20 protein-coding genes are annotated in these 22,378 nt (G+C 49.3%); 12 read left to right on the forward strand and 8 right to left on the reverse strand.

What is annotated here, in order from left to right; all coding sequences use genetic code 11:
• Nucleotides 1-161: 161 nt before the first annotated feature.
• Together CWB98_RS01320 and CWB98_RS01325 are read left to right on the forward strand one after the other, a co-directional pair.
• Entirely contained in the window at nt 162-5,465 is a 5,304-nt protein-coding gene (locus CWB98_RS01320) for a hypothetical protein (protein WP_138543187.1), read from the forward strand.
• 121 nt (nt 5,466-5,586) lie between these two features.
• Entirely contained in the window at nt 5,587-5,937 is a 351-nt protein-coding gene (locus tag CWB98_RS01325; protein WP_138543188.1) for an ArsR/SmtB family transcription factor, read from the forward strand.
• Nucleotides 5,938-5,948: 11 nt separating this feature from the next.
• On the opposite strand, the gene CWB98_RS01330 is transcribed toward CWB98_RS01325, so the two are convergent.
• The 3 genes from CWB98_RS01330 to CWB98_RS01340 all read right to left on the reverse strand — a co-directional run bounded on the left by CWB98_RS01330 (nt 5,949) and on the right by CWB98_RS01340 (nt 9,301).
• Nucleotides 5,949-7,208: an FAD-dependent oxidoreductase gene (locus tag CWB98_RS01330; protein WP_138543189.1), complete on the reverse strand. Its 1,260-nt coding sequence runs from the start codon at nt 7,206-7,208 to the stop codon at nt 5,949-5,951.
• A 78-nt stretch (nt 7,209-7,286) separates the two neighbouring features.
• Nucleotides 7,287-8,294: a permease gene (locus CWB98_RS01335; protein WP_138543190.1), complete on the reverse strand. Its 1,008-nt coding sequence runs from the start codon at nt 8,292-8,294 to the stop codon at nt 7,287-7,289.
• Nucleotides 8,295-8,410: 116 nt separating this feature from the next.
• Nucleotides 8,411-9,301, reverse strand: coding sequence for a LysR substrate-binding domain-containing protein (locus CWB98_RS01340; protein WP_138543191.1), 891 nt, complete (start codon nt 9,299-9,301; stop codon nt 8,411-8,413).
• A 141-nt stretch (nt 9,302-9,442) separates the two neighbouring features.
• Here CWB98_RS01340 and CWB98_RS01345 point away from each other — a divergent pair, with 141 nt between their 5' ends.
• Entirely contained in the window at nt 9,443-10,204 is a 762-nt protein-coding gene (locus tag CWB98_RS01345) for an isocitrate lyase/PEP mutase family protein (protein WP_138543192.1), read from the forward strand.
• Here the strand turns inward: CWB98_RS01345 and CWB98_RS01350 are convergent.
• The gene (locus CWB98_RS01350) at nt 10,172-11,164 is read right to left on the reverse strand and encodes a LysR family transcriptional regulator (protein WP_138543193.1); all 993 of its coding nucleotides are present in this window, start codon (nt 11,162-11,164) and stop codon (nt 10,172-10,174) included. The genes CWB98_RS01345 and CWB98_RS01350 overlap by 33 nt on opposite strands.
• A 159-nt stretch (nt 11,165-11,323) precedes the next feature.
• Between CWB98_RS01350 and CWB98_RS01355 the strand changes: the two genes are divergently transcribed.
• The 4 genes from CWB98_RS01355 to CWB98_RS01370 are packed head-to-tail and all read left to right on the forward strand — an operon-like array spanning nt 11,324 to nt 14,138.
• A complete protein-coding gene (locus CWB98_RS01355; protein WP_138543194.1) occupies nt 11,324-12,532 on the forward strand; it encodes an MFS transporter in 1,209 nt (402 codons plus the stop codon).
• Complete coding sequence (locus CWB98_RS01360; RefSeq protein WP_138543195.1) at nt 12,529-13,086, forward strand: hypothetical protein; 558 nt, start codon at nt 12,529-12,531, stop codon at nt 13,084-13,086. The genes CWB98_RS01355 and CWB98_RS01360 overlap by 4 nt, the downstream gene beginning before the upstream one ends.
• Before the next feature lie 4 nt (nt 13,087-13,090).
• On the forward strand, nt 13,091-13,492 hold the full coding sequence (locus tag CWB98_RS01365) for a hypothetical protein (protein WP_138543196.1): 402 nt from the start codon (nt 13,091-13,093) through the stop codon (nt 13,490-13,492).
• Nucleotides 13,485-14,138, forward strand: a complete 654-nt coding sequence (locus tag CWB98_RS01370; protein WP_138543197.1) for an SCO family protein — start codon at nt 13,485-13,487, stop codon at nt 14,136-14,138. The genes CWB98_RS01365 and CWB98_RS01370 overlap by 8 nt, the downstream gene beginning before the upstream one ends.
• A gap of 151 nt (nt 14,139-14,289) precedes the next feature.
• Here CWB98_RS01370 and CWB98_RS01375 read toward each other — a convergent pair whose 3' ends face one another.
• A complete protein-coding gene (locus CWB98_RS01375) occupies nt 14,290-14,475 on the reverse strand; it encodes a hypothetical protein (RefSeq protein WP_010384442.1) in 186 nt (61 codons plus the stop codon).
• Between the two features lie 236 nt (nt 14,476-14,711).
• Between CWB98_RS01375 and CWB98_RS01380 the strand changes: the two genes are divergently transcribed.
• The 3 genes from CWB98_RS01380 to def all read left to right on the forward strand — a co-directional run bounded on the left by CWB98_RS01380 (nt 14,712) and on the right by def (nt 16,810).
• On the forward strand, nt 14,712-15,257 hold the full coding sequence (locus CWB98_RS01380; protein ID WP_138543198.1) for an isochorismatase family protein: 546 nt from the start codon (nt 14,712-14,714) through the stop codon (nt 15,255-15,257).
• Nucleotides 15,258-15,272: 15 nt separating this feature from the next.
• Nucleotides 15,273-16,235 (forward strand): GlxA family transcriptional regulator, encoded by a 963-nt coding sequence (locus CWB98_RS01385; protein ID WP_138543199.1) that lies wholly within the window; start codon nt 15,273-15,275, stop codon nt 16,233-16,235.
• Between the two features lie 68 nt (nt 16,236-16,303).
• Nucleotides 16,304-16,810, forward strand: a complete 507-nt coding sequence (gene def, locus CWB98_RS01390) for a peptide deformylase (RefSeq protein WP_138543200.1) — start codon at nt 16,304-16,306, stop codon at nt 16,808-16,810.
• A 66-nt stretch (nt 16,811-16,876) separates the two neighbouring features.
• Here the strand turns inward: def and CWB98_RS01395 are convergent, their stop codons facing one another.
• Complete coding sequence (locus CWB98_RS01395) at nt 16,877-17,500, reverse strand: FMN-dependent NADH-azoreductase (RefSeq protein ID WP_138543201.1); 624 nt, start codon at nt 17,498-17,500, stop codon at nt 16,877-16,879.
• A gap of 142 nt (nt 17,501-17,642) precedes the next feature.
• On the opposite strand from CWB98_RS01395, the gene CWB98_RS01400 reads away from it, so the two are divergent.
• Entirely contained in the window at nt 17,643-18,578 is a 936-nt protein-coding gene (locus CWB98_RS01400) for a LysR family transcriptional regulator (RefSeq protein WP_171045556.1), read from the forward strand.
• A gap of 102 nt (nt 18,579-18,680) precedes the next feature.
• Here CWB98_RS01400 and CWB98_RS01405 read toward each other — a convergent pair whose 3' ends face one another.
• Nucleotides 18,681-19,592, reverse strand: a complete 912-nt coding sequence (locus CWB98_RS01405; RefSeq protein ID WP_138543203.1) for a LysR family transcriptional regulator — start codon at nt 19,590-19,592, stop codon at nt 18,681-18,683.
• A gap of 101 nt (nt 19,593-19,693) precedes the next feature.
• Here CWB98_RS01405 and CWB98_RS01410 point away from each other — a divergent pair, with 101 nt between their 5' ends.
• Nucleotides 19,694-20,176 carry a GNAT family N-acetyltransferase gene (locus CWB98_RS01410; protein WP_138543204.1) on the forward strand — a complete coding sequence of 161 codons (483 nt, stop codon included), beginning with the start codon at nt 19,694-19,696 and terminating at the stop codon, nt 20,174-20,176.
• Nucleotide 20,177: 1 nt separating this feature from the next.
• Here the strand turns inward: CWB98_RS01410 and CWB98_RS01415 are convergent, their stop codons facing one another.
• Entirely contained in the window at nt 20,178-22,205 is a 2,028-nt protein-coding gene (locus tag CWB98_RS01415) for a winged helix-turn-helix domain-containing protein (protein WP_138543205.1), read from the reverse strand.
• Between the last annotated feature and the right edge of the window lie 173 nt (nt 22,206-22,378).

Here is a 22,378-nt window from a genome sequence, read left to right on the forward strand (position 1 = left end):
TGGTAGCCCCTATTGACCTGACGATAAATTGGCTAAAGATTGAAATATTATCAATAAAAAAATGATAATCTTGCTAAATAATGCGCCTTTAACCCCTTTCTCTACTGACCAACGTTATAAATTTGCTAAAGTCACCAGATACTCCAATACAAGGACTCAATATGTTACTCAGAGGCGTGCTGTTACTGCTCACCGGCTTAACCTGGGCTACTCAGGCGTTAGAGGTCGCGGATATTCGCTTTCATACTCAAAAAAACACCCTCAAACAAATTCTGATCCAATTTGACCAGGATATTGCTCAGCCGGGACAAGTACCGAGCCACGCACAATTAGCGCATATCACACTCACTGATCAATACAAGCAGCAGTGCCGTTGGCGCTATGTGGCATTCAATAAGCTCAGTTGTGATATACACACAAAAACAAGTGCCTATAAACCAGTAAAAGTGCGTGTTGAAGCCGGATTTCCTGGCCTGCACTCTCAGTTACAAAATGACCGTGCAGCAAAGTGGCACAGTGCCAACTGGCCCGTTTACATAGGAGAGCGTGAAGAAACGCAGCTTCAGCTGGTTTACTCTGCTGACACAGAAACAGACAAACGCGTTGTATGGGATATCACGCACTCGCTGACCTTTAAGCTCAATGATCAGTCTATTGTTCCAACAGCGCGACATTATGAGATACCCGATTCAAGACAAAGCTATCAGCTCACATTTGACTTTGCTGAGTCGATAGATAACGGCAAGCTGGAGGTTGCATTGCCTGCCGGTTTTCAGCCAACAGAAACGCACATTGCATTACCGGCCTCACAACCTATTCACTCCCCGGAGCAACGCCCAGAGCCAGAGGTTGAGGCCGAGTTTAAGGGGCTCTTTTGTGTAAAGCCTTTCCCGCGAGCGTCATTCTGGCAAAACGCTTTTAAAGCGCTTCCCCCTGAAGAGGCAGGCTCCTGTGCCCCAGAAGCACTGGCACTGGGCTTTACCCACAGGGTAGAGAAGTTTTGGCTAATGGAGTCTGTCCTGTCAGCATCGGTTGCCACGCAACCTGTGATAATCAAAGGCAACGCGCGTGAAAGCCACGAAAGTGACCTGTACTATTATCCCATCGCACTCAAAGGGGAAACGGACTACCAACTGGATCTCAGCGCACTACGTTCAGACTCAACGGGGCATCCGTTTAAAAAAGCAGGTATGCTGACACTGAGTACAGGGCCCAGTAGCCCTTACTGGCATATCAGCGAGCAATCAGGCAGTGCATATCGGGCACGTACCCCCGCGGCACTGTCTCTGAGCACACGTAATACAGCAGATCTCTCAATTCAATTTTACCCCGTATTTGAACTAGCGCAGCTGCATCACTGGCTACAGACAAAAGATAAATCAGAACTCCTTATGCCCTTGTCGGATATGCCGCGTCATATGGATAACCAAATACATCAAACTAACTTGCCTGTCAGTGACCATCTGAAAGACCGAAGTGGCATACTGTTTTACGCTCTCCAAGGCCCGGGTTCGTCCTCTGTTTATGATAGTCAGATAACAGTACGTAAGCAGCAGCAAACACTGACTGCGTCAGACTTTAACCTGTCTGTCCATCATGGCTCCGGTATTACCCTTTACAACACAGAATTTGATACCGACAAGGCCATCGCTGATGTCGATATTTACCTTGCCTGTGCGTCTTTTAGCGCGCCCAAATATCTTGGCCAAAGTAATCAGCAGGGATTGCTTACGCTGCCTCCTGAACAGTGGCAGTCTTTACAGCCACAAAACAATGCTGACTGCTGGTTATGGGCCAGCAAAGACACCACACACGCCATAATGGCGCTCACACCCCAATCCACTGCGGCAATCAGTGGCGAGCTGCTTAAAAGCCAGCCCATTTACCAGCCCAATTCAGCCATCGACTTAAGTGTCATTTTGTATCGTCACACCAGCGACGGCCTGCAACCTGTGCTCAACAATATCGAGCTCACATTGCAAAGAAGAGGCTCCGAACACAAAGCTCGCCTGGCGCAACAGTCAGTGTCTGAGTTTGGGCTAAGACAATTTCACCTCCCCGAAGGCGTTGATAAGCAGGGCAGATATCATGTGCACGCCAAGGTAGCGAATACATCTCACTTTTTGGGTTCAATTTATGTCTCTGAGTTTATTCCACCTGAGATAGAATTTACCTGGCAACACCCTGACACAGCATATAAAGATCGGCCACTGAACGTCTCTGTGAGTGGCAAAACCATGAATGGATTTGATGCTGGCAACCTCAGTGGTGAGCTGAAATACCAGTTTATTCGCTTTGGTTATTCAGATCTGCCCAGTGGCTGGCCACAAGAGTATGACTTTAGCAGCAGAAGAGAAAAGCCTGCGAGCCAGCGTAATAACGCCATTCCTCTGAGCACAAATGGCACGCTGTCTTCAGCTACTTTCACGCCAACTGAGACTTTGCCACTGGTAAAACTGGCTCTGTCTGGCAGAGTGGTATCAGAACAAGGCGAAGTACAATTTTTCAATCAGCAACTGACCTACTTATCCCGTGAGCACTACATTGGTGTCCGGGAACAAGACGGACAAGTACATATCATAGCCGTCGACCACTCAGGTAATCCGGTGTCTGTGCCGGCCTCTGTTCATATGGAAGTTTCAACCACGGAACAGGGCCAACAACGTAAAGAGCAGGTGTTGCTTTGTGAGATCCAGACACCCGCAACCTGTGCTCTGCCCGACAACGAGTCAAACTTTTTTTATCTGGATATTCACAGCGGGAAGCAGGGTTACTTGTGGAGACGCACCGTTTTTCGCAGTGACTCTTCACCAGATGAAAGCGAATCGGTTGCCCAATTCGGCTTAACGGGTAAAAAACACATAACGGCCCAAGCGGAATATACTTTCTCTGTAAACGCCCTCAGAAACGGCGAAATACTGGCTTTTATCACTGCCGGAGAGTACCAGTCACTGCGCACCTTTACAGTAAAAAAGGGCAGCAACGACTTAACTTTGCAGGTACCGCCCAGCTGGCTACCCGGCTTTCGGATAACAGCTGTCATGCCTTACTCGGACCACCATCGAGAAGCGCTACATCAACAGTGGCTGAGTGACGCCAGCACTGCACAGCTCGAATGGCAAGCCCTGCCTCGTTTTACACGGGCGGTTTCTGCATCGGCTTTGCCAACCAAACCCGACATGCGCGGCCAGTTTGCCAGCCTTTCCGTCGAGGTGCGCCCCGCTAACGCTTTGTCAATCAGGGTAGAGCACCCAGAAACAGTGTCAGCCAGTGGTCAGCTGGATATCAGGGTATCCAGCGATCAGGACGCGGATATTCAGCTCTGGCTGGTCAATGATGCATTGTTTAATATTGCCAATGCACAGGCAGGCGAGACGCATCTCAATCGATTGTTTAACCGTGAAGGGTATCAGCAAAGCCTTATCAGTGACTATAACCTGAGTGACAGACTGGTCGCATCGCAATTTATCCAACAGCTGGATGAGCAATCTTTTAAAGCTCAATATGAAGCAATGATGGTAACCAGATCAAGACTCGCCCCACCCGATACATTGTCTCAGGCTCTGGCAAATACCATCTGGCAACCGGTCATCCCCCTTAAAGCTAACCAGACAAAAACAGTCTCACTGCAACTGCCCCAGTTACTTGGGCGCTGGCGTGTGTTTGTCGTGGCCCTGAATTCACAGAGCACACAGACTTATACAAACACCATCACCAGTCATGCGGGGCTGGAATATCACCTCTCTCATGCAGCACATTTTATCCAGGGTGACAAAGCCATAGTCACCATTCGGGCAGAAAACCGATTGGGTAAACCATTACAGGATAAAGTGCGGCTCACCCTCAATGATAAGACGCTCGCAGAGCACGCCATTGAGGTGCGAGAACAGGAGCCACAGTTGCTTGATGTCACACTCCCTGAGCTGCCACCGGGTGAATACATATTGCAGCTGCACAGCGAACGAATGACATTCCCGCGACTTTCGGAGTTTAGGGTCAGCGATAGTAGCCGTATTGTGCAGCAGTCATGGCTGTTAGACCCTGCCCGCCAAAACACCGTGACACTGGCGGAGGGTGTACAGGTCGAATCAGCTGAAGCGCACTCCATTGAGCAGCTCGCCCCCAATTGGTCTGCACTACAGCAACACCATCAGCATTATCCTCATCAATGTTGGGAGCAAACGCTTTCCAGAGCATTAAGCTACAGTGTAAACCCCCTTGCCAGTGAACTTTGGCCAGAGGGAAAGCAGGCCCTGCAACAGATGATCACCAAGGGCGCAACTGAGAACTCAAGCTGGCAATTTGGTACGGGATACGCTTACTACCCGCACACCTACCCAGATCCTATGCTGAGCGCCTACACGCTGCTCGTCAGTCAATGGCTCAATAACAGTTCCCTGAATCTGACTATCGATAAAACAATACCAGAAGCCATAAGCCAGGACTTGCTTGAGGCATTACATATAGCAGAGCACCAACGGCGAGCATTTGACGATGACAGTGCCGACTGGCAATGGTGGGCGCTGGCGCAAAGCCGACAGGTGACACTTGAGCAGGTACTCTCCTGGCGACACACCTTCGGTGTAACGGGCACTCGCAGTAATCTGTTACAACTATTGGCAATGAAAGCGCTCGGACACGAACAGCCTGAACTGGAGCGTGCACTCACCCGGGTTCTCGACACCGGCTTTGAGGATCAAACCCTCAGTGCGCTGTCAGGTCCGTTGGAGCAATGTCTTGCTCTGCTGCTCACTGAGCGCCGGGCATTGAAAGCACAACTCAGCAAACTGGCCATCAGTCGTCAACACCGTCAGGGACATTTTGGCAATACACTGAATGATGGGATCTGTGCACTGGCCCTGCAAGACCACCAGCATAATGCAGCAGCCCCCGTATCATTGACAGCATCACCTGATGCTCGGAGCAACGAATATAAAATAAAGACACCTTTGGCAGAGCCCTACTGGTTAACAGTACAAACCCGTCAGCCTCTGTCATTGTCCAAGACGCAGAGTAATGGTCTGGATGTGACTCGACGCTATCATATATACAGCAATGACAAATGGCAGCTCTTTGCAGGTCAGGCAATTAAGCCTGGCGATCTGATCAAAGTCACATTAGAGGTCTTTTCGGCTGATAAGCGAGCACATGTCCTGTTAACCGATACACTGCCGGGCGGGCTGCGATTGCTCAACCCGCAACACAGCCATACTCAGTATAAAAACTGGTTAAAGGCGGACTCCCCGGATACCAGTCTGCTTATGCAACAGACATCACAAGGGGCACAACAAGTGCTCTGGCATCAGGCATATCTCAGCGCCGGGACGACAACGTTTGAATATCTGGCACAGGCACAGGCCAGTGGCAACTATCTGGCGCCGCCCGCCAGCGTTGAAATGATGTATCAGCCAGAGATAGCCGGAGACAGCAATGCACAGGAAGTGCCTATCAGCACGCGACCCTGAGCACAACTCCATCAAACAGGCCAGATTGAAAAAGGTGACAGACCTGAAATTCACTGGCTTGCTTTGCCTCAGTTATATATTTCCAGTACTATGGAATTATATAACTGAGGAGTACAACACTATGGATCTGGCATCAGCGGCAGATAAACTCGCCGAACTGGGGCACACAACCCGATTGAGCATTTTCCGATATTTGGTGAAAGGTGGCACACAGGGCGTCCCTGTTGGAGAAATACAGGCAGCACTGAATGTACCTGGTTCTACCTTGTCGCACCATATAAATCGTCTGGTTAAAGTAGGGCTGGTTAAGCAACGCCGAGAAAGCCGGACGCTTTATTGCGTGCCTCAATATGACGCCCTGATTGGACTAATCGGATTTTTGCAAGAGGAGTGCTGCGCCAATCAGGCCGATGAGCCCGGCTGTGATGATGTGTTATCACAAGACTGTGATACTGCCTGCGATAACACATAAATCGACACTACCTAAGAACAACAAGCGCCAGACTGAGCTTCAGGTGCGCCGGGAAATCTCACCTGAACGCGTCTGGCCGCGGCTTCATTACCAGCCAAAGATTCAACAATCGAGCGGACCTGCTCATAACCGGTCAGCATCAGGAAGGTAGGCGCACGTCCGTAAGACTTCATACCTGCAATGTAAAAGTGCGCATCATTATGGGACAGTTCATCGACACCATGGGCACGCACCGATCCGCAACTGTGCAGGTTTGGATCAATCAAAGGCGCAAGCTGTGACGGCGCTTCGACAATCTGATCCAGATCCAGTCTTAACTCTCGCAACATATCCAGATCAGGCCTGAAGCCAGTGGCAACGATGATGTGATCTGCCTGTATCTCAGCCTGGGTGCCTGCCACCAAAGAATCGATATCCAGTCCATGGTCAGAACGCGTGATTTGTCTGATCTCTAACTGAGGAAGCAGTTTTAGTGCACCGCGCTCAATCGCTTGTTTTGCTGCCAGCCCCAGCTGCTTGCGAGCCGGCACTTTATCGTTAATACCTCTGCCCAGTAGTTTATCTATGTTGTTTTTTCGCATTCCCCAGATCACCTCAGTGCCCGGTTCAGCGGTTTGCAGTTTCAGTAAGTCCAGCGCAATATTCATTGCAGAGTGACCCGCACCTACGACCAATGTTCGCTTATTCATAAAGTCACCTCGCTGCGCACCCAAAATATCCGGAATGCCATAATGGACTCTGTCCAGATTTGCCAGCTCACCCGGCACAGGCAGGCCGTCTAACCCCAATGGATTAGGTGTTGACCAGGTGCCGGAAGCATCAATCACAGCATCGCTATGCAACACCTGAATTCCCTGTCCATTGCGACAATGCACTGCGAAACGAGCACGGTCGCGACCTTGTGTTGTGTGCTTACTGATCCCCTCTTTCGACACTCCGAAAACCTCTGTGTTATAAAGGATCCCTTCAGCAAGCTCAGGCAGCTGCGACGCAGGTTGCAAGTACAGCTCAATCACCTCCTGACCAGTTGGGATAGCATTAAGATCGACGCCTGGCCAGCCATGTCGATTAAGCAAGCTTACAACGGCGTCGTCAATCATATAGGACCAGGGCGTAAACAAACTCACATGACCCCACTGGTGCATTGCCGCTCCGGCCGCGTTACCTTTTTCAATGATGGTGGGGCGTATGCCTTTTTCGACCAGTCTCGCTGCAGCGGCCAGTCCGACAGGTCCGGCACCAATAATAATGACGTCTTTGATTGGTTTCATATCAGATTACCTCTTGATTGAATGTGTCCAAGTCTCGCTGTCGTTCAGGCTCACAGCGCAAAAAGGACGTGCCATAATTTAAAAAATAAGCGTGTACAGATATCCCGCAGTAATCGCCATCCCAAGCACGACACTCAGAAAAGCCAGTATCATCTGTGTTCTGAAGATGGATTTAAGCAGAATGACTTCGGTCAGGCTGGCACCCGCACTGCCAATGATCAGTGCCATAACCGAGCCCAGTGCCATGCCTTTTTGCACTAAACCGGCACTCAGAGGGATCACTGCCGAAGCACGAATGTAAAGGGGGATACCAATCACGGCCGCAAGGGGGATTGCGTACCATTTATTCTCACCGGCATACTCAACGATGAGCTCCGTCGGAACAAAACCGTAAATAAATGACCCAATGGTGATACCAAGCAACAGATAAGGCAGGGTAGTGCGAAAGTCTTTCCAGGTGGCCCGCCAGATCCGTAACCAGCGATTTTCTGCAGGCGTGGCTGCCTCATTAGAGTTTTGCACTGCACAACCGCGCTGCTGGTTAACGGACGTTTGTGAGTCAGCAGGGACGTCTGCACAGCCCGGTTTGTCTGCCTGATTAGCACTACAAGCAGATTGGCTGACCGCAGCCTGGTAGGCTTCGTCCCGCACATAACGTTCAAACCCCAGCCGCTCCAGTGCATAGCCAGACACCACAGACGTGACAAGTGCAACGACAAAATAAAATAGCGCCACATCGAGGCCGAATGTCACTATCAATAACCCGATAACAATGGGGTTTAACAACGGGCTGGAAAATAAGAACACGGTAACCGGCCCAAACCCGGCGCGTGCCTGCAACAGGCCTTTGAGAAAGGGTATCGTTGAACAGGAACAAAACGGCGTGATGGCGCCCAGCAGCGCAGCAATCATATAACCCTTGCCTTTACGTGCACTCAGGTTTTCCCGGACCTTTTCTGGTGTGATGTATTCCTGCAGCACACCCACTAAATAACTCACTACAAGAAACAACACAGTTAATTCCGCAGCGAGGAACACAAACATATCGGCCGCTTCTTCAAGCATGACCTGCATTTCTGGTGACATACGTCTCTCCCGGTTTAATTTACATTTCTAGTATTATGGAAATATAAATTTAGATCAATAATTATTTCCATAAATATAGAAATATGGGATTTAAAACCAGTCTTGCCCTATGCGCGTCATATCTCCTGCGCTTTTAACCAGGCCATAAATATCTTCAGGCGGGTGATCCGAGCCGAGTTGGGATCATAAACCAGATAACGTTTTACCGGATTGGGGTGGGGCAGTTTAAATGGGATCATCAGCTCGCCACTATCGAGTTGACGCTGAAACAGATAAGGCACTGCCAGCGTGACACCGTGGCCATTAGCGACGGCACTGAGTGCCATATCTGTAGAGTTCACATAGGTCCAGTGCGGATGTTCAGCATAGCCAGGCACGCTATGTGCCTCAAACCACTGGGGCCAGTCATAAGCACCAGACTGCTCTAAGGCGACCAGCCAGGTCGACAGCAAATCGGCAGGCGCCGCTAGTGGCAATGATTCAGCAAGCTGAGCGGAGCACACAGGCAAAACAGGCGATGTGCCAAAGTATTCACACGCTAACGTCGTCGGCGTGTGCTTTTCTACTTCAGTGCCAAACCGGATCGCCAGATCAATGCGGGCGTGTTGTAAATCTTCAAAGCTGGCGGATGAGTGCAGACGAATGCGGATCTGCGGATACAAACTCGCGAATTCCTGCAATCTGGGCATCAGCCACAGGGTATTAAATGCCTGGGTAGAACTGATGCAAAGCTCGCCCGCCAATTCTTCCTGACGTAAACGATTTATACCCTGACCGATCATCGTTAAGGCAGGTGCAATATGTTCGTGTAACGTTTCACCCGCCTGTGTGAGCTGCATGTGTCGGCCGGTCCTGACAAACAGCCGCTGTGCCAACTGCTGCTCCAGCAAGCGCATTTGCTGGCTGACCGCCGCCTGAGAGATGCACAATTCAGCGGCTGCCAGACTGTAGCTTTGATGTCTTGCCGCACACTCAAACGTCACAAGCAGATTCATATTTTTAAACACGATAGGGATGCTTCCGAGCTTCTGGAAAGCCTTATTATAAGCTCTGCTTATAATACAAGTCGATTTTTATCGTTGGTCTTTTATTTCTCGCAAACGCACTATGTCGCCAACAAAAACAAACATCTGGAAAAGCGAGACGATATGCAACACTTCACACAGCTACATCAACAAACAACCCCTCTTTTACTGGCGAATGTCTGGGATGCTGCCAGTGCCAAAGCAGCACAACACGCCGGATATCAGGCCATAGGTACCTCCAGTGCCGCCGTCGCCAGTGTGCTGGGCTACGAGGACGGTGAACAGCTCCCTTTCGACGAGCTTCACTTTATGGTCAGCCGTATCGCCAGTGTCACCAGCTTACCACTAAGTGTGGATATTGAAGCGGGCTACAGCCGTGACCCACAACAAATTGCAAAACATATTCAGCAACTTGCACAACTGGGCGTAGTCGGGGTTAACCTTGAAGACAGCCTGGTTGGCTCAACACGTACGTTAACCCATGCCGGTGAGTTTGCTGAATGTTTAGCGTCAGTACGCGGCCATTTAATTGCACAGCAGACAGACATTTTTATCAATGTACGCTGTGACGCCTTTTTGCTGGGTCTGGAAAACGCGCGCGAGGAAGCATTACATCGGGCTCAACAATACCAGCAGGCTGGGGCTGATGGTTTGTTCTTGCCCTGCATTGTCAAGCCAGCAGATATTCAGGCCATCACACATGCGTGTGCACTGCCGCTGAATGTGATGGCGATGCCTGATTTACCCGACATCGACATCCTGGCCGGGCTAGGTGTTAAACGGATCAGTATGGGCAACTTCGCCTTTGAGGGCATGCACACTCACCTGAACACTGCGCTTGAACAGATCCGCTCACAGGGCAACTGTGCGCCCTTGTTCAGCTGATCCGTCAAAGCGGATACGCGCCGGCCAATGCTCGGCCCAGGTATGGGTTGGCGTTTCTTGTTGCACTGCTAAAGCCGCAACCAAAAAATCCAGAAAAACCCGTACTCTGGCAGGCAGGTATTCACGTTTGGGGTAAATCGCAAATACCCCGCCCTCTGGCAAAGGCGCTCTGAACGCGGGGTAGAGTGACACCAATGCTCCAGTTTCCAAACCTGCTTTAGCCAAAAAGTGCGGTAACTGAGCAAATCCCAGACCATCGGCACATAATTGTGCCATGGCCTCGCCATCATCGGTAATATGGGTACGATGCAGGTCACAGAGCTGATAATTTCCCTGCTCATCTGGCAGAAAAATCGGTTGTAGCTGCTGTGTTTCTTTGATCTTAAAGCCTATCCAGGCATGACTGTCGAAATCGCCTCGACTGTCTGGCGTGCCATGCTGTTCAAGATAATCCGGTGAAGCACATACTAAAAAATCCATCGGACTCAGACAGCGCGCAACCAAACGACTGTCTTTGATAAACCCTGTACGCAACGCCACATCAATGTCTTGCTCGATAATATCCACATGCATATCGTCTAGAGATAACTCCAGTGTGATCTCGGGATAACGCTGACAAAACGCTTTAAGTAACGGGCGCAGGTAAAGGTGACCATAACACACGGCGGAGTTCACCTTTAACCGTCCTCTGGGTGCGTCATTGAGTTGTCTGAGCTCATCTTCACAGCTGGACAGGGCCTGAATGCTCGAACGTACGGTGTGTGCATAATGCCGCCCGGCGGCGGTGATCTTCAATTGCCGGGTGGAGCGCTGAAATAAAGTTACCCCCAGCTCAGCTTCGAGGCGACTTACGGCTTTACTGATGGTAGAAGGATCTGTATTACAGACACGCGCTGCAGCCGCAAAGCTTTGTTCCTCACAGGTTGCCAGAAACAGTGTCAGTGATCTCAGTTTATCCATGATAGTCAGTCCTGTGCATTGGGTAAACAGCGTCGATATTTACACTATATCAGCAATTATTCATGAATAGTATTCACGACTCAATGGCAAAACCGCTGGTTTTTCCACCTCTCTGAACCTCTTAGAGTGATGACAAAATAACTCAGGAGGCGACACACTATGCGACAGCACACTGCAAAGCATGCAGAAAACTCAGGGATCCGTTATTTTTGCCTGGCATTCGTTGCCATGGCCGGACTGGCCTATCTCAACTTTTTACCCGCCGTTGTGGATGCGCTGGCAGGCGGGGGTGGTTTTTCCGCGCAACAGGCCGGTACTTTGGTGGCCAGCAATGGGTATGGCGCATTACTGGGCAGCATCTGCGCTATCTTTGTGGTTCGACATATTGCCTGGAAACCCGCTTTACTGTTCACCTTCATCGCATTAGGCGCTATGGAGCTGAGTACATCAGCATGGAGCACTTATACAGGTTTGCTGGCTTGGAGATTTATCGCCGGGGTACTGGGCGGCTTTAGTGTCGGTATATCATTTGCCATCCTCGCGCGCTTAACGAACCCGGACAGAGCCTTCGGCACCTTGCTGTTTATTCAGTTCAGTATCGGCTCTGCGGTGATCTATGCCGTGCCAGCACTTGAGCGCCTGCTCGGTGACTACGCCGTGTTTTATATCATGGCTGCGCTGGTGTTTATTGCTATGCTCTTTTTGCCCTTGCTGCCAGCCTTGCCGGCAGCAGATAACCCCAAACAGCATTCAAAACGTCTGCGCTTAACCGCCAAAAGCGCCCGGTTGCTGCTGGCGATGCTGCTCTATCTGGTCGCGGCCAGCGGGATTTGGGCGTTTGCGGGCCAGATGGGTCTAAGTGCAGGCCAGTCTCAAACCCAGATCAGCCAGATCATTGCACTGACCGGTTTACTGGGACTGGCAGGCGCGTTACTCCCCATTCTGAAACCAGGTCAGACACACCGCACACTGTATTTATGTAGCAGCATTTTACTCTCTTTTATGGCTGCCTTACTGCTCATTTATGCGCATTTTAACCTCGTCTATATGCTGGCCCTGGCACTGTTATTTTTTTCCTGGCCCGCCGTGCATGCCTACCTGCTCGCCCTCATCGCAGAGCAGGATAGTTCAGGACAACTTTCATCCGTCGCAGTCGTGGTATCCAGCATAGGCGTGGCATCTGGCCCACTCCTCGGTGCGGCGCTACTAAGCAACGATATCTACACCACTATGCTGTGCACCTTTGCAGCCCTGTTTACCCTTTGCCTGCTTTTGCTACAACGCCCGTTAAAAAGCCCCGCTCAGCGACACTCACAGCAAAGTGCTCCCTCAGATCAGGCTTACCAAACAACCAGGAGTATCCGATGATCAAATATCTACTGAACAAAATGCTCATATCGATGCAAAAAAAGTATGACTACGACGTCGCGTATATGCAGGACATCCTGTCCGCGGATCTAAGCGCCTTTTTTAAATACCTGAAATTTCAGTCCATGGCGGGTTATCGTGGAGATTTGCCTACGGCACCTTTATATGCCGCCAGATTACGCGCCATCTTATGGGACGACTGTGGCCCCTGCACTCAGCTGCTGGTCAATATGGCACTGGAAGCGGGTGTGCCTGCGGCGCAGATCAGTGCAATCGTCAACAAAGACCTCACTGCATTACCTGATGAACTCGCTCAGATAGTGGAATTTACCGATCTGGTGTTAGCCCATGATCCCAGTGCCGATGACATTCGCCCGCATATCCGTGCCATGTGGGGAGATCAGGGACTGATTGCGATCGCGTTTAGTATCAGCTCTTGTCGTGTCTATCCGGCCCTTAAATATACCTTAGGGTATGGCAAAGCATGCAGCCGTGTGGTCGTGAATGAGCAAACGCTGACGCCGTCTGACAAAAGCCGTTCAGTAACAGGGTAATGTTATGCGCAATCAAGTCATCACATCCGTCGCCGTCTTACTTGGGCTGGCGGCGCTGGCCAATGGCGTGTTGATGCTGCTTTACCCGCAACAGTGGTACTGGAGTGTGCCCGGCGTGCCTGACAGGGGATTTTACAACCAGCACTTTATACGTGATATCGGTATGCTGTATATGCTGATTGGAGGGGCATTCAGCTATGGTGCTTTCTACGTCCGCTACCGTTTTCAGCTGTGGCTGTTTCCCGCTTTATGGTTGAGCAGCCATGCGCTATTTCATTTTTGGGAGGTACTGGTCGGGATCTGCGGGCCAATTTTTCTGTTAATTGATTTTGCTGGCGTTACTTTACCCGCGTTATTGGCGCTGGGATTGTGCTACCTGGCAAAGAGGGCAGAGGAAGATGAGTAGCAGACACGCTTTGATATTAACTCTGTTTACAGGTTTAGGTCTGGGCCTGGTATTACCTACCACCCCACCGTCCCAGTCAGCCATAGTACAGAACCTGATGCAGGAAACTGAACGCAGTCTGAAGCCATTTGAACTGCAAGGCGCAGGAGGTAAGTTTGATATGCAATCATTGCAGGGGAAATGGACATTGATCATGTTCGGTTTCACACACTGTCCGGATATTTGTCCGACAACTCTCTCTCGACTGGCAGTTCTTGAAACTCATATGTCGAGGTTATCAAACCACCAGACGCTGGCGTACCTGTTTGTCTCGATCGACCCAGGGCGCGATTCGATAGCCATGCTCGACATGTATGTAAGCCAATTTAGCCCATCATTTTTCAGTGTTACCGGTCACCCGGAGCAGCTCAAGTCATTGGCGAATAACCTAGGCACGCAGTTTCAGGTTGACCCTAAACCAGACAATTATCAAGTTGCCCATTCCACCTTGCTTTACCTTACGGGTCCGCAGGGAAAGTTGCGTGCGCGTTTTAATATTGATCACAACCTGATTGAGTTGGCGCATCAATTACACAGCGTTATAAGCCGGGCAGAGAGTGTAAAGGGGGTTTACGTAGAGAGGAGAAGGGTTGATAGCCCACGATAAGCAAAGAAAAAGGCAGCCATTGACTGCCTTTTTTCGCGATTAATTCGCTTTCTTGATCGCTTTTTTCAGCTTTTTGATTTTCGCTTCATGTTTTGCGATCTTACCAGTACGTTTCTGTACTTCTTTCTTTAGCTTTTTAACATCAACTTTCTTAGCCATCCTGATCTCCTTTGACCGGTTTCTCTTGCTCTGGCTTGTGCTTTTTCACAAACCGCTTAATAAACTTTCTAATTTCGCGGGAAGAGGAGGTATCAAGTTCGTTGCACAAGGCGACAAACTCATCTCTTTGCGCTTTGTTTATACGCACAATCAGTTGTGCATCTTTGTTGTTAGCCATGCTCTGCTTCCTGCATCGGAGGTGTATTTTTCACCCCTGTGTATATACAACGTATATACATTATAAATGCGTGTCAACCCGCTTAAGCACATTTTGTCATTACACCTTCTTGGAGTAACCAATATCAACGGCCATATACGTCCTCTATATGTCTCAAACCGGCCTCTTTCGGTGCCATAAAAGTCACTACACTGCACACAGAACACACCATCAATACACAAACAGGACAGTACACCATGAATAAAGCACTACTTGTAATAGATACTCAGGACTCGTTCTACCACACTCCTTATTGGTCCGTTCGCGATGTCGCAGACTTCCAGCACAACCTGACTCAGCTGATAGCAGCATTTCAGCGTAATCAACACAAAGTGATCAAAATTCTTCATAGTCGTGACGACGTGCCAGACAGTCCTTTCAATCCTGCCTCTGGGTTTGTTAAGCCCATGGCATTTTTGGATATGCAGTTTGATAAAACCTTCCATAAATCAGTACACAACGCTTTTACCGATACAGGGCTTGCTATGTGGTTGAAAAGAAATAACATAGACTGTGTCGCTATCTCGGGTATTCGCACTGAGCAGTGCTGCGAGACCACCGCCCGTGTAGCGAGCGATCTGGGCTTCCAGGTCGAATTTGTCACCGACGCAACCCTAACGTTTGATATGCAACATCAGCCAAACGGTCAACGTTTTAGGGCCGACGAAATCAAAGTCCGTACCGAACTGGTATTGGCTGAGCGTTTTGCCACAATCTGCAAAACACAGGACTTTGTGGCCTAAGAATTGGGAGAAGATATGCCAGCACCGCAGCGATTTTACTTTGTTCTGCTAAACAATACCCTACCACTCGATTTGGCAGGACCATTGCAGGTGCTACTAGAAGCTAGGCGTGCAGGGCAGCCAATTGAGATACATTATGTCAGTGCCGAGCGTGAACAAATTATGGATGGCGGGCTGATGCTACATCAGCTTAGCCCTTTACCCGGCCAACTGAATACCAATGATGTGGTCATCTTACCCGGCTGTAACGACTCGTTTGCTACCTATGACAGCCCGGCAGGCCTGGTTACCCAGCTGTGGTTAAAAGAGCAGGCCAGATATGACCCCTACATTTTAACTATCTGCTCAGGCGCAGTACTCGCAGCAAAAGCAGGACTAATTAATAACAAAGCCTGTACCACACACTTTGCGCTCATTGAGCGCTTCCGCCGGACGTTCCAAGCCAGCAAGGTGGCCGACAATCGTATCTTTGTACAGGACGGTAAGCTATTTAGTAGCGCAGGAATCAGTTCAGGCATAGACATGACACTGCACTTTGTCTCAGTGCAGTTTGGTGAGTACATTGCCGCCCGGGTTGCCAGAGAAATGTTAGTGTACTTTCGTCGCAATGGGCAGGATCCTCAGCTCAGCCCCTGGCTACGACATCGCAACCATATGCATCGAGCTTTACACCAGGTCCAGGATTTGGTCTGCAGTGAAGTGGGGGGCTCACATAGCCTGCAAACCCTGGCAAGTTCGGTCCATCTCTCAGTGCGCCAGCTTAGTCGGCTTTTTAAACAAACCCTCGGGATCACACCGGGTGAGTATGTCAGTAGTATTAAAGTAGCACACGCCAAGGCGCTTTTATCCAGGAGTAATATACAGATTGAGGCCATCGCTGAAGCCTGCGGATACAGCAGTGCTCGTCACTTTCGACGGATCTGGAATCAATACGAACTCCTGTCTCCTTCCCAATACCGCCAGGCTCACCAACATTGAGTGTTGCACTGGCCTTAGTGCACCTTACGATTTAAACTTCGTGTTTTCAGATAACTACAAATAACAACATGGCCGTTTTAGACATCCTAACCGCACCCGATCCAAGACTGCAGGTAAAAGCAAAACCAGTCAGTGATATCACATCAGTACAACCGCTCATCGACGATATGCTCGATACTTTATATGCAACCAGCAATGGCATTGGCCTGGCTGCAACTCAGGTTGGCCGGGATGAAGCAATTGTGATCATCGACTTATCGGAAGAACGTAATGATCCATTAATCCTAATAAATCCGGAGGTGATCAGTGGCAGTAATAAAGCCATGGGTGAAGAAGGGTGTCTGTCAGTGCCGGACTACTTTGCCAAAGTGGAGCGCTACACAGAGGTTACTGTCAAGGGACTGGACCGCACTGGAAAGCCCATCACAGTGCACAGTGATGAATTTCTGGCCATTGTTATGCAACATGAAATAGATCATTTGTCAGGCAACCTGTTCATTGATTACCTGTCTCCGCTAAAACGTCAAATGGCCATGAAAAAGGTAAAGAAATACGTTAAGGCTCAAAGCGCTTAAAGCGACATAACGTCCAGATATTAGCCAGCAATGTTTAATTTAACATAAATGCTGGCTAAGACCGGTTCAGGCGGCGCTCCCCAGCCATTGATCAACCTGTGCTTTTGCCCGCTCAGTCGCTATTTCACTGCCAATGTGCGGCAGACTGATCCCATATGCCGTGATCACCTTAATATCGGCGATGCCAATAAAGCCCAGCACCTGCTTAAGATAAGGCACCTGAAAGTCGACAGCTTGCATCTCAGGTGTTGCCATATCCGCACCCGCACTGGCGATTATCACGGCTTGTTTTCCTTGCAACAGCCCCGATGGTCCCTGCTCTGAATAAGAAAATGTCAGACCAAAACGACAGATCTGATCAATATAGTTTTTCATCAGACTAGTGACACTGAAGTTATGCATCGGAGACGCAAAGACAATGATGTCTGCCTGTTTCAGCTCTTCAATATAGAGTAATGACGGTTGTGCCACTGCGGCTTGTTCAGCTGTTAACGCATCCTGATCACCATAAAAGCTATTGAGGATCTGATTGTCATAAACCGGCGCCGGTGTTTTGCTAAGGTCACGTACTGTAAAGGTCAGGTTTTCATTCTTATTTTGCAATTGTGACTGCAGGTAGTCGGCAATTTCACTCGAAATGGAGAATTCATTTGCCGGACTAGACTTTATAATAAGCACTTGTTTTGTCATAAAAATAATCACATAAAACTAAATATATCATGTATTATTGTGTTTTCGTGTGCTATGAAAAAGAGTGTTAAACACAAATCAGTTTTGTCTTTATGGCAAAAATAAACTAAATTCACTGCTATGAATGGCCGTTCGGATCACTATGGATAAACTCAGAGCACTGCGCTATTTCAAGCGCGTCGTTGAATTGAACAGCTTTAGTGCGGTTGCCGAGGAGTGCTCGGTACCCGCGTCTTCCGTTTCAAGACGCATTAAAGATCTGGAAGCATCGCTGGGGGTAGAGCTGGTCAAGCGGACTACCCGCCATGTCAGCATTACTGAACTTGGCCAGATCTACTACCAACATATCAGCGAGCTCCTCAGTAAACTGACTCACGCTGACGAACTGATCTCACAGAGTTTTGATAATCCAAGCGGCACACTAAAAGTCAGTGCACCGCCGGGTTTGGCGCAGGCGCTGCTGGTTCCACTGTTCAGGCGTTTCCGACAACAGTTTCCCAACATTCTCCTCGATCTGGACTACACCAATGAATACGCACTGTTTGGTCAAGACTCGGTCGATCTGGCGATAAGAGGCGGGCCTGTCGATGACGCACGTCTTATTGCCAGGCCACTTATCCGCAGCGGCTTTACGCTCTGGGCTCAAACCCAGCTGGCTGAGAAACTCAATGCTGAATTTGGCACTTCAAACTGGTCGCTAAAGCAACTTTGTGATTGCCCGGCGATTATGTTTCGCAGCAAAACTGCGCTCGTTCCCTGGTGGGTACGCCAGGGCGACGAGTGGCAGTCGCTCGATACCAAACCTGTGCTGATCAGTAATGACAGTGCGACCTTACTGGATGCACTTGAACAGGGCGAAGGGCTCTTACTGGCCCCGGACTGGTTGATCCCACCACGCCTGGAAGACAAGGTAACCCCGGTCGCGGCGCACCACACTCTGTCACCAGGTAAAACACCGGCAGTGGAAATCAACTTAGTGTACCAGCACGCCAAGTACCAGCTCCCTAATATAAAGCTCAGTGTCGACTTTATCTGCGAGTATATGCACACACACAAGACCGATATGGTAAAAACCTGATCCAAACTAACCAATTGATTTTTATATATTGTTTGCGTTATTTAGAAAAATAAGGCGGGGTATATCAGCGATATCAACAGATCAATATTTTACTAACTATACCTAAGTGTGCGCCAAATCATGGAAGTCACAAAACTGCGACATAAACCATTCAATTTTTGGGTCGCTTTTACGGGTGCGATGCCAATATAACTTAAGCTGATAGTTGGGGACCGATAGCGGTGGAGGCTCTAGTTGGAGCTGCAACCTGCCACATACCTGCAAAGCATAACGCTGTGGCATGGTCAGCAGCATATCGCTGTCGGGTAACAAAGTCGGTGCCATCAGTACGTGAGGCGTGGTCACCGCGATGGTTCTGGATTTCTTGATTTTGGCCAGCGCTTTATCAACAATGCCCCGACGCTCATTCCAGGGGGCAATCAGAATATGCGGATACGCCAGGAAAGCGCTCAATTCAAGCGCTTGACTACATGGATGAGATTGACAGCGGACTGTGACGTAAGCATCTTCAAACCAGTTAAGCTGTGCCAGGCTCTCAGAAAACTCCTGCTGATGTGCGAACCCGCAAACCAGATCCAGAGCACCTTCTTCCAGTGCCTGCTCAGCAATACGCTCTTCAAGCTGCACAAACCGTATGTTCAGTTTTGCAAATTTGCAGATCAGGTGGGTAATAAAGGGCCGCAAACACCAGGCGGTATAATCCGTGGCAGCGATCGTCAATGTATGCACTTCACTGGCATCAAAGGGTCTGGCTTCTTGTAACCCTCGCTCAAGCATCTGCAAAGCGGGTAGTACCGTTTTAGCCAACTGGTGCGCGTGCTCTGTTGCAAGCATACGGTTGTTTACCCTCACAAACAGCTCATCTCCCAGGCGTTCCCTTAGCCGGGTCAGTGCATGACTGCAAGCAGACTGGCTGAGATTGAGTTGCTCGGCAGTGTGCGTGACAGAGCCATTTTGATACAAAGCAGCAAATAGCTTAAGCAAGTTCAGATCTAGATTAGGTAGCTGGCTCATTAATAATATACATTTAGCACGTGCAATCTATGCACTTTATTCATTTAAAATTTGAGCTTACACTGGGCACCAATCATGTCAACTTTGGAAGTCATTTACTAATGAGTATCACCATTCGCCACGCACAGAAAAGCGACGCCGCAACCATTTTACACTTTATCAATGAACTAGCCGTCTACGAAAAAGAGCCGGATGCTGTGCTCAATACTGTCGCTGATATTGAACAAACACTGTTTGGTGACGATGTACGTGCCCATGCGTTGATCTGTGAGCAAAATGGCGAGGCGATTGGCTTTGCTGTGTATTTTTTCAATTATTCGACCTGGCTGGGTAAATATGGCCTTTACCTCGAAGACCTCTATGTATCTCAGGATCAGCGTGGGCAAGGCGCAGGCAAAGCCCTGATGAAGTTTTTGGCCCAGCTGGCTCTGGAAAAAGACTGTGGCCGCTTTGAATGGGTCGTACTCGACTGGAACAAACCTGCCATCGACTTTTATAACAGTATTGGCGCAAAACCACAGGACGAATGGATCATCTATCGCCTGACAGGTGATGAGCTCAGAGCGTTTGCCGAGCAGGAGTGATTTACTGAACGGAAAAAGAAACCAGTTCTCGGTTTAGCTGCATCATATAAGTCAACAGCGCCTGTTCGCCATTGACGTCACTGACATAACGGGCACGAACAGGAAGCTGTGCGATATAGTGCAGCACATCATCATCCAAATTGTATCGCCACAGCTTTCTGTCAGGGGAAACACCATATAGATCGCGTTCGTACAATGAAAAATAGGGTCGCTCCAGCTTATTAGCCAAGCGACTCACTTCTTTATCCCCAATCCATACCCTGTACGCTTTATCAAGTACAACGACCTCTGTATTCGGTGTGCTAACAGCCCAGAGAAGGTCACGATCTGATACTTTCATGAATCGACTATTCTGAAGATGTAATTGATAGAGCCGCTGCGCTCCTAACTCAGGTACCAAAACCAGCAAAGTCTGCTTGTCAGACCATTGCAGGACTTCCAGTACAGGATACCGGGTTTTGATATGCCGGGCACCTCCTTCCAGATCGTATACAATTACGCCATCTTGTGTCGCAGCCGCAAGGGCACTCCCCGAAGGCGACCAGCTTATAAAGCGGGATGTTATTGGTGCATCTGGCACCTCCAAAGGATAGCTAGTTTGCCCATTGGACAACCAAACCTGACGTTTGCCTGAGCGGGTGGAAGTAAATGCAACTAACTCTCCATCTGGCTGAAAACGTGCCGCCTCATCGCTTAAGTTAGAGCGCAGTTGAGGGTAAAGCGCTGGCTCATCAACAGAGCTTGTTTTGAATGAGAACATCCGAATATCTGTATCGGCATAAGACTCAGTGACCAATAATGACTGACCACCCGGGTGAAAATGTGGAGCAGATACCTTATGACGAGTTGGGGTCGGCAACACACTTAATCCCCCCTTTAAGGTCAGGTGGTAGAGTTTGCCTGCTATCTCAGCAATCAGGAATCGCTCTGACGGGTGAGTGCTTACTTCAACGCCTTGTACAGCTGATACTGCAGGTGGAAACTGAAGACGATGCTGAGCGAGTTTCTCACCCGAACTCGATAACAGCACCATGTCGTGCTGGTTCTTACTGTCCATACCAAGCACAACAAATTGATCGCGCTTTGACAGATAAGCATATTCATATATCAACATCCCCGCAGGGCTGAACAAAGGCACAACTTTCCCGGCTTGTGAGTTATAAGTGGCCAATCGCACCTGGTTGTCTGAATATTCCTGTAAAAATGCCACCGCACCTTGTTTTAGGCCAAGTACTTTTCCGATACGCAGGTGACTTGAATCTAATACTGTGTCACCACCGTGTGGCAGGGGCTGTTTCGCAACCATATTAAAGCGTTTGATAGACCATCGCTGCTGTGCTTCTGAATCTGACTGACACTGACCGCGAGCGGAGACCACAATGTGTGTGCCATCCAATGACCATCTTGGACGCCCATATACGCCGGGTTCCGAGCTAAGCCGGAATGTTTGCGCACGTATCACATCTTTAACCCAGACATGACTGTGGCAAGCATCTATGCTGCGCAGAAATACAACAAAACGGCCATCGGCAGAGAAACTGCCATACATTTCTGCACCGTCACTGCTGGTCAGTGGAGTACTCGCTGTAATTTCAATCTTAGCAAGATTCGCTTGGCTGGTTCGCCATCCCTCTATACTCAGTCCGGCTAAGATAAGCACAGCCAAGACCAACACATAAACCAGATATCGTCGCTTTGGCGTACAGACAGAGTCATCGCAAATAGCCAACTCCAGACTATACCCGCGTCGCGCGTGTGTTCGGATCACACTTTGTGATTTACTGTCTTCTCCGAACGCATGACGTAACTGAGATATACATCGTTGCAGGGAATTAGGTGACACGACCCTGTTGTGCCAGACAAGCTCGGTCAGTGTTGAAAACGCAATCACTTTGCCCTGATTTTGGATAAGCACATGCAACACCTCCATCGCTTTAGGAGGCACAGAGGCAGTGCTATCACCATGAACGATTTCGTTGCGTGCTACGTCAACAAAGTATCGACCAAGTCTATATTGCTTGTTTTCCATTGCTTACCAACTAGAGAATAAAAGCATATAAATCATACTGATAAATAAAGCATAAGCAAATCAAGTTGCATGCCAATGCCAACATTCAGCGAAAAATCAGCCGTTGCTGCTTCACCCCGCCAGACTTCGCATTTAAGCTGCTTTCGTACACAAAAACAAAGGACTATTCATCT

Source organism: Pseudoalteromonas rubra, from assembly GCF_005887115.1.
GTDB classification, from domain to species: domain Bacteria; phylum Pseudomonadota; class Gammaproteobacteria; order Enterobacterales; family Alteromonadaceae; genus Pseudoalteromonas; species Pseudoalteromonas rubra_F.